Source organism: Microbacterium mcarthurae (assembly GCF_046064585.1).
Classification (GTDB): Bacteria; Actinomycetota; Actinomycetes; order Actinomycetales; family Microbacteriaceae; genus Microbacterium; species Microbacterium mcarthurae.
On the sequence record NZ_JAROCE010000003.1, the window covers coordinates 458,243 to 473,944 of the forward strand.

General features: G+C 70.7%; 11 protein-coding genes. 5 read left to right on the top strand and 6 right to left on the bottom strand.

The features are described 5' to 3' along the window. The first annotated feature begins 31 nt into the window (after window positions 1–31). A complete protein-coding gene (locus tag P5G46_RS12245; RefSeq protein ID WP_375094625.1) occupies window positions 32–1,177 on the top strand; it encodes a TRAP transporter substrate-binding protein in 1,146 nt (381 codons plus the stop codon). A 72-nt stretch (window positions 1,178–1,249) separates the two neighbouring features. Continuing rightward, window positions 1,250–1,579: an EthD family reductase gene (locus tag P5G46_RS12250; RefSeq protein WP_375094624.1), complete on the top strand. Its 330-nt coding sequence runs from the start codon at window positions 1,250–1,252 to the stop codon at window positions 1,577–1,579. Between the two features lie 25 nt (window positions 1,580–1,604). On the opposite strand, the gene P5G46_RS12255 is transcribed toward P5G46_RS12250, so the two are convergent. After that, complete coding sequence (locus P5G46_RS12255) at window positions 1,605–3,254, bottom strand: thiamine pyrophosphate-binding protein (RefSeq protein ID WP_408905794.1); 1,650 nt, start codon at window positions 3,252–3,254, stop codon at window positions 1,605–1,607. Window positions 3,255–3,416: 162 nt separating this feature from the next. Further along, the gene (locus P5G46_RS12260; RefSeq protein ID WP_375094622.1) at window positions 3,417–4,121 is read right to left on the bottom strand and encodes an IclR family transcriptional regulator; all 705 of its coding nucleotides are present in this window, start codon (window positions 4,119–4,121) and stop codon (window positions 3,417–3,419) included. A 96-nt stretch (window positions 4,122–4,217) separates the two neighbouring features. Here P5G46_RS12260 and P5G46_RS12265 point away from each other — a divergent pair, with 96 nt between their 5' ends. After that, the gene (locus tag P5G46_RS12265) at window positions 4,218–6,077 is read left to right on the top strand and encodes an FAD-dependent monooxygenase (protein WP_375094621.1); all 1,860 of its coding nucleotides are present in this window, start codon (window positions 4,218–4,220) and stop codon (window positions 6,075–6,077) included. A gap of 253 nt (window positions 6,078–6,330) precedes the next feature. After that, a complete protein-coding gene (locus P5G46_RS12270; RefSeq protein ID WP_408905795.1) occupies window positions 6,331–7,803 on the top strand; it encodes an NAD-dependent succinate-semialdehyde dehydrogenase in 1,473 nt (490 codons plus the stop codon). 151 nt (window positions 7,804–7,954) lie between these two features. Here the strand turns inward: P5G46_RS12270 and P5G46_RS12275 are convergent, their stop codons facing one another. Next, a complete protein-coding gene (locus tag P5G46_RS12275; protein ID WP_408905796.1) occupies window positions 7,955–9,403 on the bottom strand; it encodes a helix-turn-helix domain-containing protein in 1,449 nt (482 codons plus the stop codon). 117 nt (window positions 9,404–9,520) lie between these two features. Here P5G46_RS12275 and P5G46_RS12280 point away from each other — a divergent pair, with 117 nt between their 5' ends. Beyond that, window positions 9,521–11,407, top strand: a complete 1,887-nt coding sequence (locus tag P5G46_RS12280) for a phosphoenolpyruvate carboxykinase (GTP) (protein WP_408905797.1) — start codon at window positions 9,521–9,523, stop codon at window positions 11,405–11,407. A gap of 275 nt (window positions 11,408–11,682) precedes the next feature. Here the strand turns inward: P5G46_RS12280 and P5G46_RS12285 are convergent, their stop codons facing one another. The 3 genes from P5G46_RS12285 to P5G46_RS12295 form a co-directional block, all read right to left on the bottom strand. Next, complete coding sequence (locus P5G46_RS12285; protein WP_375094618.1) at window positions 11,683–13,557, bottom strand: ABC transporter ATP-binding protein; 1,875 nt, start codon at window positions 13,555–13,557, stop codon at window positions 11,683–11,685. A 121-nt stretch (window positions 13,558–13,678) separates the two neighbouring features. Then, the gene (locus tag P5G46_RS12290; RefSeq protein ID WP_239274956.1) at window positions 13,679–15,130 is read right to left on the bottom strand and encodes an MFS transporter; all 1,452 of its coding nucleotides are present in this window, start codon (window positions 15,128–15,130) and stop codon (window positions 13,679–13,681) included. Between the two features lie 167 nt (window positions 15,131–15,297). Continuing rightward, complete coding sequence (locus P5G46_RS12295; RefSeq protein ID WP_375094617.1) at window positions 15,298–15,651, bottom strand: Fe-S protein; 354 nt, start codon at window positions 15,649–15,651, stop codon at window positions 15,298–15,300. Between the last annotated feature and the right edge of the window lie 51 nt (window positions 15,652–15,702).

Genomic DNA, 15,702 nt, shown 5'->3' on the forward strand with positions numbered 1-15,702 from the left:
GTCCCGGCGGAGCGGACCGACAGAAAGGACGATGATGTTCTCACAGCACTCCCGACCCCGCTCGAGGCGGGCTCTCGCGCTCGCCGGAGGGCTCGCCGCGGCGCTCGCGATCTCCGGTTGCGCCGGCATCCAGAATTCCGGCGGCGGCGATGCGGCCGGGGAGAGCGTGACGTTCACCCTCGCCACCGGCGCGCAGGCGGGAACGCCGAACGCGGCGGTGCAGGACTGGTTCCTGGACCGCGTGGAAGAGGTCACGGAGGGACGCATCAGCTTCGAGCGCACCGCGACCGAGGCGCTGTGCAAGGCCGCCGAGGTCGCGGACTGCGTCCGCGATGGGCGCGCGCAGATCGGCGTCACAGTGCCGGACTACACCCCGCAGTACTTCCCCTCGACCAGCATGGTCAGCATCCCGTTCCTCAGCCAGAACTCGCAGGCGATCATGCAGTCCATCTACGACCTGCACACCGGATACGAACCGGCGATGGCGGTCATGGACGGCAACAACCTGCACCACGTCGCCACGTGGCCGGTGGGGCGTTTCCTCTTGGGGAGCAAGGAGCCGCTCACCGACGCGTCGCAGTTCGCGGGCCTGCAGATGCGCGCGTCCGGCCCGATCATCCAGCAGGTGCTCAGCGGCGCCGGCGCGAACATCGTCGCCATCACCGCGCCCGAGACCTACGAGGCCGTCGAACGCGGGGTCGTCTCCTCCATCGGCGGCGCGATCGACTTCCCCGTGAACTACAAGATCATGGAGCTGCTGCCGTACTGGAGCGACCCGGGCGTGGGCCAGTACTCCACGTTCGGCATGTGGGTGTCCAAGGACGCGTACGACGCGCTGCCCGACGACCTGCGCGAGCAGTTCGACAGCGTCGTGGAGGAGCTGAACGGGGGCGCCGGCATCGCGGCGTTCAACGAGACCGCCGCAGGGCAGTGCCAGGAGATGCTGGATGCGCCGACGGTGCAGGACCTCACGGCCTGGGACGAGTCGGCGACGGCCTCGTGGGAGGACACCGTCGGCGACACCGGTGCGCAGAAGTGGATCGAGCTCGCCACCGGGCAGGGGCTCCAGGATGCCGAAGGGGTGCTCGAGCAGTACATCGCCGGCCTGGAGACCTACGCCGACGCCGAGTACGACGACGCGACCAGCGACTGCGTGGCGGCGTTCGCCGACCGTTGACCGTGACCCGCGTGCTGTCGGGTCCGGGCATCCCGCCCGGGCCCGGCAGCACGCGATGGAGAGGATGCCGTGATGCACAAGATCGTCGTGCTGTACCTGCCGCCCGCCGACCGGGAGCACTTCGCCCGCTACTACCGGGAGACGCACCTGCGGCTGGCGGCGCGGCTGCCCGGTGTCGTCGAGATGGGCTATGCGCTCGATCTCGACGCGCAGGGCGGACCGTACTACGCGATGTTCGAGGCGACGTTCGACTCGGCGGAGTCGGCCGGTGCCGCGATGGCCTCGCCGGAGGGACGCGCCGTCGAAGCCGACGTGCCGAACTACGCGACCGGGGGCGCGGTGGTGCTCGGGGTGCCGCTGATCGGCGTGCCGAGCGCCAACGGCCGGCCGCCGCTGGACTGACGACGCGGTCCGCTCCGCCGTCGGGCTAGGAGTTCACCCGGATGATCTCCTGCTGGTAGGGGGCGATGACGCCGCCGCTGATGCGCAGGTCGAGGAGGAGGAACGGCCGCTCGTCCGCGTCGCGCTGGGTCCACCCGGCGAGGGCGTCGAGGTCGGCCAGGTCGCGCACGACCACCCCCTCCGCACCGAACCCGCGCGCGACCGCGGCGAAATCGACCTCCGGGATCAGCATCGGCTCGCGGGCCAGTCCCTTCAGGCCGTAAAGGTTCACCTCGGCCCCGTAGGCGGCGTCGTTCCACACCACCGCCAGACCGCGGCCGCCGGCGACGCGCACGGCCGATTCGAGGTCGGCGATGGCCATGAGTCCGCCGCCGTCACCGGTGGTGAGCACGATCGTCGAGTCCGGTCGGGCGGCGGCGGCTCCGGGCACGCTGGGGAACCCGAGCCCGATGGACTGGTACGCGGTGCCGACCATCATCACGCGGTCGGGGGACTCCACCGGCCAGTACATGTTCGACCATCCGAGGAAGTGCCCGCCGTCCGACACCACGACCCTGTCCTCGGGGAGCAGCTCGCCGATGCGGACCGCGACCGTCCTCGGGTCGAGGCGCCCGTCGGGGGCGACGCCGTCGCCCGCGTCGCGCGCGCACAGCGCCGCGATGTCCAGGGACTCCCGCCATCCCGACCGTCGTGTGCCGCGGGCGAGCAGGCGCGCGGTGATCGCCGAGGCGGCATCGGCGGCGTCCGCCCGCACGAAACCCCCGACCTGCGGATGGGTGGCCGAGGGTGCGGTGTCGACCTGGAACACGCGCGTCCCCGGCGCGAACAGCTCGCCGAAGCGCATCGTGAACTGGTTGAGGCCGGCGCCGAAGACGACGGCGACATCGGCCTCGCGCACGAGCTGCATCGCGCCCTCGGCACCGAAGCCGCCGGTGACGCCCAGGTCGTAGCGCCGGTCGGGGAAGATGCCCCGGCCCAGCGCTGTCGAGGCGGTGACCGCTCCGGTCGCCTCGGCCAGCGCGCCCAGCGCCTCCCCGGCGTCGGCGAGCCAGGCGCCGCGCCCGGCGAGGAGGAACGGGCGCTCGGCGTGGGAGAGCGCGTCGGCGACCCGGTGGAGCGCTGCGGCCGTGAACGGGCTGGGGGGTCCGGCCTGCGTCGCGAGGGTGAGCGGCGCGGGAGGCGGGACTTCTCCGGCATCGCGCGCGGCCACGTCGTACGGGATCGCGAGGATCGCCGGGCGGCGGTAGGTGAGGGCGTGCTCGAGGGCGATGGCGGTCGTCGCCGCGGCATCCCGCTCTCCCACGGTGTACGTGCGCACCCCCACCGCCGAACCGAGCGCGATCTGGTCGACGCCCCAGGGCCGTGGACCCGACGTCGGCTCATCACCGACGACGAGCACGAGCGGGATGCGGGCCTGCGCCGCCTCCGCGAGAGCGGTCAGCGTGTTCGTGAAGCCCGCACCGTAGGTGGCGGTCGCGGCCGCGATCCGGCCGCTCGCGCGGTGGTAGGCGTCGGCGGACACCACGCCGCCGGCCTCGTGCCGCACGGCGGTGAAGGTGGCGCCGGTGCGGTCGAGCTCATCCAGGAAGTACGCGTTGCCGTTGCCCATCACCCCGAACACGTGGTCGACGTGAGCGGCGAGGGTGCGGGCGACGTGCGCGGAGATAGAGGGCATGGCGAAGCCTTTCGAGACGGAACGGGATGGATGCCGTATGTGTCTCGCGCTCGTTCTGCGCTACGTGCCCCTTTTTCGAGCAGCGACGCACTGCTTCGTGCGCCTGACGGGGCGAGTATAGCTGGCACCTCACGCACGGGTGTGGGGGCGTGCGGGGGTGGGTCAGAGGCCGAGGCGGATGGACTCGGCGGCCGAAGCGAGGCGCGCGGCGATCACGGGGTCGTCGACCTCCGTCGCGACGTAGACGGCGGCGAGGGCTGCGGGAGGGCGCCCCTGCACCGCCAGCGGAACGGCCACCGCGCGGAGCGAAGGGACGACCTCGTCGTGACTCGTCGCCCACCCGCGCTCCACCGTCTCGGCGACCTCGGCGGCCAGGCGTGCATCCACGGCGTCGGGCCACAGCCGCGGCGGGAGCTGCGCGAGCACCGCGCGGCCGGGCGCTCCGCGGGTCACCGGATGCCGTGCGCCCGGGCGCTGCGCCACGGCAGTGACGGCGTGGCGTGGCTCGACGCTCGCGAGCGTCACGCACTCGTCGTGGTCGAGCACCACCAGGAAGCACGTCATGCCGAGGTCGTTGGCGGCGGCGGTGAGCTCGGGCAGCGCCTCGGACTGGAGGTCGGCCGCGACCCCGGCGGCCAGCGCGGCGAGGCCCGTTCCGAGGCGCACCGCGCCGGTGGCATCCCGCGAGACGAGTCCGTGGTCTTCGAGGGTGCGCAGCAGGCGGTAGGCGACGGAGCGGTGCAGACCCACGCGTGCGGCCAGGTCGTCGATCGACAGCGGCGTACGGGCGGCGGAGAGCTCTTCGAGCAGCCGGATGCCACGGCTCAGCGTCTGCGAGGCAGGGGCGGCGTCTTGCCGTGGCGGCATCGGTCGAGTAGCCTCTCGTTCGATAGCTGAACGTCGCGTTCGAATATAGAACAGCAACGGACGGCCCCGCAACCCGACATCGACGTCAGGAGAACCATGCAGTTCCACCATCACGGCTACGTCTCCGGCGACCCGCGCATCCAGCCCGCCGCGGGCACCGGTATCGACCGACCGGCGGAACTCCCCGACGAGGTCGACGTGCTGATCGTCGGGTCGGGGCCTGCGGGAATGCTCCTCGCCGCGCAGATGTCGCAGTTCCCGCAGGTCACGACCCGCCTCATCGAGAAGCGTGACGGGCGGCTCGTGCTCGGTCAGGCCGATGGCATCCAGCCCCGTAGCGTCGAGACGTTCCAGGCGTTCGGCTTCGCCGACCGCATCACCGCCGAGGCCTACAACATCGGCTGGATGAACTTCTGGGCCCCCGACCCGGCCGCGCCCGAGCGCATCGTGCGCACCACCCGCACCGAGGACTACGCCCTCAAGATCAGCGAGTTCCCCCACCTGATCGTCAACCAGGCGCGCGTCCTGGACTACTTCGCCGAAGCGGCCGCCCACGGCCCGGCGCGCATCGTGCCCGATTACGGCGTGGAGTTCCTGGGGCTCACCGTCCGCGCCGACGACGTCGAGGTGCGGGTGAAGGATGCCAGCGGCGAGCGGACGGTCCGCGCGAAGTATGTCGCGGGGTGCGACGGTGCGCGCAGCGGCGTACGGCAGGCGATCGGCCGGACGCACGCCGGCGCCGCCGCCCAGCACGCGTGGGGAGTCATGGACGTCCTCGTCGAGACCGACTTCCCGGACTGGCGCATCAAGTGCGCGATCAACGCCGCCGCCGGCAACATCCTCCACATCCCGCGCGAGGGCGGGTACCTCAGCCGCATGTATATCGACCTCGGAGAGGTCGCCGACGACGACGACCACCGGGTGCGGCGAACCCCCCTCGAGGAGATCATCCGCCGCGCGAACGAGATCCTGCACCCCTACTCGATCGATGTGAAGCAGGTCGCCTGGCACAGCGTGTACGAGGTGGGGCACCGCGTCACCGACCAGTTCGTCGACGACCTCGACAACCCGCGCGTGTTCCTCACCGGCGACGCCTGCCACACGCACAGTGCGAAGGCCGGGCAAGGCATGAACGTGTCGATGCAGGACGGCTTCAACCTCGGCTGGAAGCTCGGTCACGTGTTGACCGGCCTCGCGCCGACCGATCTGTTGCGGACGTACGACGCAGAGCGCCGCCCCGTCGCACAGCAGCTCATCGACTTCGACCGGGAATGGTCGTCGCTGATGGCGCGCAAGCCCGGCGAGATCACCGACCCCGACGAGCTGTCGACGTACTACCTCGCCACCGCCGAGTTCCCGTCGGGGTTCATGACGCAGTACGGTCCGTCGCCGATCATCGGGGCGGACGCGGCTCAGGAGCTGGCATCCGGATTCCCGGTCGGGAAGCGCTTCAAGAGTGTCGAGGTCGTTCGAGTGTGCGACGGCAACCCCGTGCACCTCGGCCACCACGCGCGCGCCGACGGGCGCTGGCGGCTGTACGCCTTCGCGGATGCCGACGGCACGGCGCTGCGGAAGTGGGCCGAGGCCGCACGCGGGATCGTCGAGCGGTTCACGCCCGCGGGTGCCGATCTCGACGCGGTGTTCGACGCGAAGGCCGTGTACCCCGGACGGTGGGAGGACGTCACCGACGTGCCGGCGCTCTTCCGACCGCGCTCGGGACCGCTCGGGCTCACCGATCTCGAGAAGGTGTTCGCCGCGACGCCCTCGGCCTGGACGACCGCCGACATCTTCGCCGAGCGCGGCATCGGCGCCACGGGGGCCGTGGTGGTGGTGCGCCCCGACCAGTACGTCGCCCACGTCCTGCCGCTCTCGGAACCGCAGGCGCTGGAGCGCTTCCTCGACGGCGCGACGGCACCGGCGCTCGCGGCGCCGCAGGCCGCACCCACCCCGGCATAAACGCGATGCGCACGCATAAACGCGCGGACGGCGTGTTTATGCGCGGGAATCGCGTTTATGCAGCGCGCTCGGTGTGGCCGCGCCGGACCGGGCCGCGCCGGGCCGGGCCGCGCCGGGCCGGGCGGGGCAGCTCCGGCCGCGCCCGGGCTCCACGGCGGCGAGCAGAACGTCGCGCTTGTACGACACGTATATCGGCGCCGCCCCACCGGCTGACCAGAATGAGCGGGAGACCCGCACCGACCCAGGAGGACCCATGACCGATTCGCGTGAGATCGAGCTGCTGGCATCCGTACCCAACGGCCTGTTGATCGCCGGGGAATGGCGTCCGGCCGAGGGGGGCAAGACCGTGAAGGTCAGCGACCCGGCCACCGGTGACGTGATCCGTGAGATCGCCGACGCCTCGGTCGCCGACGGCGTTGCGGCAATGGATGCCGCGGCCGACGCGTTTCCGTCCTGGGCGGCGACGCCGGCGCGGGAGCGGGCCGAGATCCTCCGTCGTGCGTTCGACCTGCTGCAGGAGCGCAAGGAAGACGTTGCGCTGCTCATGACGCTCGAGATGGGCAAGCCCCTCGCCGAGGCGCGCGGTGAGGTCGGCTACGGCGGCGAGTTCCTCCGCTGGTTCAGCGAGGTCACCGCCCACACCCAGGGTCGCTACGGCGCCAACCCCGAGGGCACCGGTCGCATGATCGTCACGCAGCACCCCGTGGGCCCCTGCTACCTCATCACCCCGTGGAACTTCCCCCTGGCGATGGCCACCCGCAAGATCGCCCCCGCGCTCGCCGCCGGTTGCACGATCGTCATCAAGCCCGCCACCCTCACCCCGCTCACGACGCTGTTCTTCGCGCAGATCCTGCAGGATGCCGGAGTGCCCGCGGGCGTTGTGAACGTGGTGACCACCACGAGCACCGGCCCCGTCTCCGAGCGCATCATCTCCGACCCGCGCCTGCGGAAGCTGTCGTTCACCGGCTCGACCCCTGTCGGTCAGAAGCTGCTGCAGCAGGCGGCGCAGGGCGTGCTGCGCACGTCGATGGAGCTCGGCGGCAACGCTCCGTTCGTCGTGTTCGACGACGCCGACCTCGACAAGGCGGTCGAGGGCGCGATGCTGGCGAAGTTCCGCAACATCGGCCAGGCGTGCACCGCCGCCAACCGCTTCATCGTGCAGCGCTCCGTCGTGGAGGAGTTCACGCGCCGCGTGACCGAGCGCGTCCAGGCGATGAAGATCGGCCGCGGAACCGAGGGGGGCGTGCAGATCGGGCCCCTCATCGACGACCGCGCGGTCAACAAGGCCAAGACGCTCGTCGGGGATGCCGTCGAGCGGGGCGCCACCGTGACCACCGGCGGCTCGCCCGTCGACGGCCCCGGCACCTTCTTCGAGCCGACGGTCGTGTCGGACGTGCAGCCCGGCAGCGACATCCTGCGCGAAGAGATCTTCGGGCCGGTGCTGGCGATCGTCCCCTTCGACACCGAGGACGACGCCGTACGCATCGCCAACGACACGGAGTACGGCCTCGTGTCGTACGTCTTCACCGAGTCGCTCGCGCGTGGCCAGCGCATGATCGAGCGTCTCGAGACCGGGATGATGGGCCTGAACGTCGGTGTCGTCTCCAACGCGGCGGCCCCGTTCGGCGGCTGGAAGCAGTCCGGCCTCGGCCGCGAGGGCGGCGACGAGGGCATCCACGAGTACCTGCAGACGAAGTACACGCTGACCGCGAACCCCTTCGCCTGACCCCTGGATGCCACGGCCCCGCCGCCTCGACCCGGCGCGGGGCCGTGGCATCCGCCATCGTCCCCGCGCGAGTCGCCAGGATTTGTCGCTTCGGGGGCGATGAAGGCGACAAATCTTGGCACCTCACGCCCCGGTGACCGGGGCGCGGGGGCTAGGCGCCGGGGGCGGAGGCGTGGCGGTCGAGGAAAGCGAAGACCTCGGCGTCGTCGACGCCGGGGAACATCCCGCGCGGCAGCGGCGAGAACATGTGACGGTGCACGCGTGCGCTCGGCCACGCCTTGCCCTGCCAGCGCGCGGCGGCCTCGGCATCGGGCCGGCGGCAGCAGGACTCGTCGGGGCAGCGCGACACGCCCCGTTTCGACGTCTCGCGCCCGCGGAACCAGCGCGCATCGTCGAAAGGCACGCCCACCGTGATCGAGAAGTCGCCGTCGGTCGTCGTGCCGGTCTGCGTGGAGCACCAGAACGTCCCGACAGGCGTATCGGTGTACTGGTAATGCTCGGTGGTCCGGTTGTGCTCGTCGAACGCCGCTCTCGCCGAGAACTTCTTGCACACGATCTGCCCCTCGACCGACCCGGTGACGTCGCTCGGCAGGGGCAGCCCGTCGTTCTCGTACACGCGGGCGATCGCGCCGTCACCGTCGACGCGCAGGAAGTGCAATCGGATGCCGAGGTGGGTCGTCACGAGGTTGGTCATGCGCATCGCCGCGGCCTCGTGCGTGACGCCGAACGCGTCGCGGAAGTCCTCCACCGCGAGGTTGCGGTCCTTCTTCGCCTGCGTCAGGAAGGCCACCGAGCTGGTCTCGGGCATGAGGCAGCACGCGGCGTAGTAGTTGATCTCGAGCCGCTGCTGGAGGAAATCCGCGTAGTCGGTGGGCGGACGGTGGCCGAGGAGCCGGTGCGCCATCGCTTGCAGCGCCATCGACCGTAGGCCGTGCCCGCCGGGGATGGATGCCGGTGGAAGGTAGATGCGCCCGTTCTCGAGGTCGGTGACCGAGCGGGCCGAGTGCGGCAGGTCGTTGACGTAGATGAGTTCGAAGCCGAGCTGCTCGGCCATGATGCTGACCGTGCGGTGCGTGAGTGCGCCAGTGCCGTGTCCGGCGGCCTTGAGCTGCTTCTCGGCGAGCCGTTCGATGTCGGGCAGGTGATTGTCGATCCCGCGCATGCGCAGCCGCAGCTCAGTATTGGCGCGCCGCGCCTCTTCGGGGCTCGCGATGGTCTCGCGCTCCCGCCGCTGCAGTTCGCGGTGCAGGCCCAGCACCGCCTCGATCGTCTCGTCGCTGGTGCCTTTGCTGACCTTGATCGGGGGGATGCCGAGCTGACGGAAGAAGGGGCTGGACTGGGCGCGTTCCAGCTCGATCTCCAGCGCGGCGCGTCGGTTCGGTGGTTCGGTCGAGAGGAGCTCGGTGACCTCGGTCTCGGTCGCGCGGGCGATCTCCTGCAAGAGTGACAGCTTGGGTTCCCGCTTGCCGTTCTCGATCAGGCTGAGCTGACTGCCGGCCACACCGACGAGCGCTCCCAACTCGTCGAGGGTGAACCCGCGGGCGAGGCGGTGATGCCGGATGCGGTGTCCGAGAGTGGTCAGTTCGAGCGACGACGCCATTCCTTGACGATAGCGAAAGAACTGGAGAATTTGCGAGCAAAGACCGGTGAAAGTCGGTGCACAAAGTCGCACAGTGGAGGAAGACCACCGAATTCGCTCTCAATCGAGGAGATCGACATGGCACTCGCCGACATCTTCGCCGGACGTCCGTCCGGTCGCCCCGCCGCGACGGACTCGACGCGACCCTCCGGTCGCGGCATCCGTCCCTCCCTCGAAGGACCGGGCCTGGCCGCGCTGACCGCGTGGGTCGATCAGGTCGCCGCGCTCACCCAGCCCGACCGCATCCACTGGGTCGACGGTTCGGCGGCCGAGAACGACGCCCTGCTGCGAGAGATGGTCGACGAGGGCAAGCTCATCAAGCTGAACCCCGAGTGGCGGCCCGGCTCGTACCTCGCCCGCTCGCACCCCAGCGACGTCGCCCGCCTCGAGTCGCGCACCTACATCGCCTCCGAGCGCGAAGAGGATGCCGGGCCCACCAACAACTGGATCGCTCCGGCCCAGATCCGCCAGACGCTCGACGGCGTCTTCGAGGGCTCGATGCGCGGGCGCACCATGTACGTCGTTCCCTTCTCGATGGGAGCCGTCGGTGGTCCGCTCAGCCACATCGGCGTCCAGGTCACCGACAGCGCGTACGCCGTGGCATCCATCGGCATCATGACGCGCGTCGGGACCGCGGTGCTCGAGCAGATCGCCGCGGGCGCGCCGTGGGTCAAGACGGTCCACTCGGTCGGTACTCCGCTCGCGCCGGGCGAGGCCGACGTCGCCTGGCCCTGCAACGACGAGAAGTACATCGTGCACTTCCCCGACACCCTCGAGGTCTGGTCGTACGGGTCGGGGTACGGCGGCAACGCGATCCTGGCGAAGAAGTGCTTCGCCCTGCGCATCGCCTCGGTCATCGGCCGTGACGAGGGGTGGCTCGCCGAGCACATGCTGCTCATCCGCGTCATCGACCCGAAGGGCAAGGCGTACCACGTCGCCGCGGCGTTCCCGTCGGCGTGCGGCAAGACGAACCTCGCGATGCTGCGGCCGACGATCCCCGGCTGGCGGGTCGAGACGCTCGGCGATGACATCACGTGGATCCGCCCCGGTGAGGACGGGCGTCTGTGGGCGATCAACCCCGAGGCGGGGTTCTTCGGTGTCGCCCCCGGCACGGGGGAGTCGACGAACGTCACCGCGGTTGAGACGCTGTGGGGCAACACGATCTTCACCAACGTCGCCCTGCGTCCCGATGGCGACGTGTGGTGGGAGGGCCTGACCGACGAGGCGCCGCCGCACCTCACCGACTGGGAGGGCAACGACTGGACGCCCGCGTCGGGTCGCCCCGCCGCGCACCCCAACTCCCGCTTCACGGTCGCCGCCGCGCAGTGCCCGCAGATCGCGGACGACTGGGAGACCCCCGAGGGCGTTCCGCTGGATGTCATCCTGTTCGGCGGCCGGCGCGCCACGAACGTGCCGCTCGTGCTGGAGGCCACGGACTGGTCGCACGGCGTCTTCCTCGGCTCGACGGTGTCGAGCGAGAAGACCGCCGCGCAAGAGGGGACCGTCGGCGAGCTGCGCCGCGACCCGTTCGCGATGCTGCCGTTCTGCGGCTACAACATGGGCGACTACTTCGGTCACTGGCTCAAGGTGGGCGAGAAGCTCCGCTTCGATCGCGCCCCGCGCATCTTCCAGGTCAACTGGTTCCGCAAGGGCGACGACGGCCGCTTCCTGTGGCCCGGTTTCGGCGACAACGCGCGCGTGATCGACTGGATCATCCGCCGCATCGACGGCCAGGTGGAAGCCGTGGACAGCCCCATCGGGCGTCTGCCCCGCGTCGAGGATCTCGATCTCACCGGTCTCGACCTCCCCGAGGCCGACCTGGCCGAGCTGTTCGCGATCGATACGGAATCGTGGCTGGCCGAGGCCGACCTCACCGAGGAGTTCTTCGACACCTTCGGCAGCCACCTCCCCGCCGCGTTGCGCACCGAGCTCGCTGCGCTGCGGTACCGCCTGCAGCGGGTCTGATCCTCCGACCCGCTCGCCTCGCTCCGCGCATCGCGGCGCGGGCCGGGCCCCCGACTCGACGCCCCTCCCTGCTCTTGGCGCGCGGGAGGGGCGTCGTCCTGTACGCGGACGCGCGCTCTGCGACCTGCGGGAGCGGCGCCCTTCACGCATAAACGCTCTCCGCGCGCATAAACGCGTGCGCATCGCGTTTCCGCGCGGGGACCGCGTTTATGCGGGAGGCGGGAGGGCGGCACCGTCCCCCGGGCTCATCCCGCCGCGCGGCCGCGCACGGGGGCTCACACCAGAAGCTGGTGCTTCGCGAGATCGCGGTAGAGGGGAACGGATGCCACGAGCTCGCTGTGCGTGCCCTGCCCGACCACGCGGCCGTTCTCGAGCACCACGATGAGGTCGCTGTCGACCACGGTCGACAGGCGGTGGGCGATGACCAGCAGCGTGCGGCCGGTGGCGACGGCGTCGATCGCGTCGCGCATGCGCTGTTCGTTCACGCCGTCGAGGGATGAGGTCGATTCGTCCAGCAGCAGCACCGGGGGAGCGGCCAGCAGTGCGCGCGCGATCGCGAGCCGCTGGCGTTCGCCGCCCGAGAGCATGACGCCGTCTTCGCCGACGGGCGCGTCCACGCCGAGCGGACTGCGTTCGAGCACATCGCCGAGGTTCACGGCACGCAGCACGCGCTCGCAGTCGGCGTCGGATGCCTCGGGCGAGGCCAGCCGGAGGTTGTCGGCGATCGTGCCGGCCAGGGTCGGGGCGTCCTGCTCGACGTAGCCGAAGCGCGCGCGCAGTTCGTCGCGGGGGAGCTCACGGGCATCGATGCCGTCGACGAGGATCGCGCCGCCGGTGGGATCGTAGAACCGCTCGACGAGGGAGAGCACGGTGCTCTTCCCCGCGCCCGACGGGCCGACGAGGGCGACGCGAGACCCGCGGGGAACGGTGAACGACACCCCGCGCAGCACTTCCCGTTCGCTCTCCTCCGCCTCGGCGGCGGTCTCGTCCGCGGCCCGGTCGAGGTGCGCCTGCGCGAGCACGTTGCGCGCCTCGCGAGCGGCGGCCTCGCGCGCCTGGATGACGTGGTCCGGGTAGCGGAAGCGAACGTCGCGGAACTCGATCGCCGCGGCATCCGGGCGGGGTTCCGAGGAACGGGGCCGGTCGCCGTCCTCCTCCAGCGGGAGGTCGAGCACCTCCTGGATGCGCCCGAGCGCACCCAGCGCCTGGTTCACCGACGTGATCGCGCCGATGGCGGACGCGAGGGGCTGGATCAGGAGGAACAGGAAGATCACGAACGTCACGAGCGCCGCGACGTCGATGGCCCCGGATGCCACGCGGAACCCGCCCACGCCGAGCACCACCAGGAGCGACACCTGCAGGGCGATGCCGGCCACGGGGACGATGAGAGCCGATACCTTCGCGATGCGTACGCCCGCGCCATACGCCTCGGTGGCGGCGTCGGTGACGGACGCGACCTCGCGCTCTGTCGCGCCCGCGGCGCGAATCGTACGGATCGATCCGACGGCGCGCTCGACGCCCGACGCCAGCTCGCCGACCTTCGCCTGCTGGGCGGCCGACGCGGCGCGAATGCGCGTGCTCAGCACTCCCACGGTCGCGATCGACACACCGAGGACGAGGGCGATCAGGCCGAGCAGCAGCGGGTCGATGAACGCCATCGCGATGATCGCGCCGACGAGGATGAGCGCGTTGCCGACGGCATCCGCCAGTCCCTGCGTGAGGACGGCGTAGAGCAGGGTCGTATCGGTGCCGACGCGCGAGACGAGGTCGCCCGTGCGACGGGCGTCGAACTCGCTGATCGGCAGGTGCAGGATGCGGGCGATCAGGCGCCGCCGGCTGGAGTACACGACGGCGGTGCCCGTGCGCTGCAGCAGGTAGTGCTGATACCCCGAGATGAGCGAGGACAGCACCACGAAGCCCACGAGGAGCCAGACGAGGGCGCCGAGCGGCAAGGACTCCTGCACGCGGGAGATCACTTCGCCCACGAGAACGGGCTGCACGAGCGTCGCTCCGGCGCCGAGGATGCTGAGCACCGCCACGACGACGAGCGCGCGCGTGTGCTCGAGCAGGAAGGGCAGCAACTGACGGACGGACGCGCGGGGACCCTCGGCGGCGCGACGGCCGCGGCGGCCGCGGGCGGGAACGGACATGCTCACCTCGGTAGTAGAACGGGTCTTTCGACCGTACCTCGGTCGGCGTGCGTCGGGCGCCCCGAGAACGGATGCCACGAGGCCCGGGCCCCGTGGCATCCGATCGTCCGCTCGCCTGCGGCTACGGCGCGGTCGCTCCCGCGGCGAGGTTGTCGTCGTAGTCGACGTCCTTCGTCTCGGGCGAGAGCACGAGGGCGATGAGGGTGAGCACGCCCATGGCCGACAGGTAGGCGCCCACGAGCCACGGGTTGCCGTCGCCCGCGGCCCACAGCGCCACCGCCACGATCGGGGCGAGCGCGGCACCCAGGATCGACGAGACGTTGTACGAGATCGCCGAGCCGGTGTAGCGGGTGTTCGTCGGGAACAGCTCGGGCAGCACCGCGCCCATCGGGCCGAACGTGGAGCCCATGAGCAGGAACCCGAGGATGAGGAAGGCCTGCACGTACACGCGCGTGAGGGCGGGGTCGGCCTGCGGCAGCAGGAAGAAGGCGAACGTCAGACCGAACACGATGATCGCGATCGTCACCCCGATGAGGAGGCGCTTACGGCCGATGCGGTCGGCGATCGGGCCCGACAGCATCGTGAAGATGCCGAAGAAGACCACGCCGATGATCTGCATGATGACGAAGTCGGTGTAGCCGAATCCGAGACCGGGAACGTACGTCGACGCGTCGAAGGCGGTTCCAGCCGTTTCCGCCGCGGCGGCCGCGCCCTCGAGCGTCGGCTTGGTGCCGTACGACAGCGTGAAGCTCGTCATGAGGTAGAAGAGCACGTAGGTCGCGAGCATGATGAACGTGCCGAGGATCAGCTGCACCCAGTTGCGGCGGATGACCTCGCCGAGCGGGAACTTGCGGATCACGCCGCTCTTCTCCGCCTTCGCGAAGGAGTCGCTCTCGACGAGCTTGAGTCGCACCCACAGCCCGACGATCACCATCACGGCGGAGAACAGGAACGGGATGCGCCATCCCCATTCGAGGAACTCCGCGGAGCGTTGCGCGGTGCCGTCGGGGTGGGGGAGGGCGAAGTTGATGGCGAGGAAGATGCCGTTGGCGATGATGAAGCCGATCGGCGCGCCCAGCTGCGGGAAGGTGCCGTACCAGGCGCGCTTTCCCTTGGGGGCGTTCTCGGTGGCGACGAGCGCTGCTCCGGACCATTCGCCGCCGAGGGCGAAGCCCTGCGCGAGGCGCATGATCAGCAGCAGGACGGCGGCCCACACGCCGATGTCGTTGTAGGTGGGCAGGCATCCGATGAGGAACGTCGCGATCCCCATCGTCAGGAGGGATGCCACGAGGGTGGCCTTGCGGCCGAACCGGTCGCCGAAGTGGCCGAAGACGACGGCGCCGAGGGGGCGCGCGACCATGGCGGCACCGAAGACGCTGAACGACAGGAGGAGCGAGGTGGTCTCGTTGCCCGTCGGGAAGAAGAGGATCGGGAAGACGAGGACCGCCGCGGTGGCGTACGCGTAGAAGTCGTAGAACTCGATCGTGGTGCCGATGAGGCTCGCGGTGATGACGCGCGAGCGCGGATTGGCGGGGGCCGACGACGAGCGGACGGTGGGGGAGGGGGAAGTCATGACTGCCTGACGAGAGATCGATTCATCGCGTCCGTCGTGGGGGCGCAGCGGTGGCGCGGGATCGGACGGGCAGGTGCGCGGGTCCGGACGCGCGGCGGGGGTCACCGGGGAGGACCCGGGTGAGGGTCCAGACCCTCCAGTCTAGGCGCTGGACGGGGCGGACTCGATCAGCGCCAGAGGACGGCGAGCGCGGCGTTCAGGAGCGTCAGCGGACCCACGAGCCAGAACAGCACGGGCGGCACCGCCCCGGTGCGCTTCTGGCGGGCCGAGCCGATGCCCAGCAGCGCGCCGATGATGATGAGAACGACGAGCTTGGTGCCGATCTTGGCGTAGTTGAGGTCGTAATCGATCCCCCACGGGGCCGCGAGAGCGAGCCCGGAGAGGAGGGCGATCACCATGCCGTAGCTCATCAGACGCGTCACCTGGACGCGGCGGGCCACGGCCTCGACGACCCACGCGCCGAACAGGACGGCGAACCCGACGAGGTGGACCAGGACGACGACGTGACGCAGGATCTCCATGACCGTCAGATTAGGGATGCCGCCCCGCCGGCGCCAGCAAGGCGCGCCTCA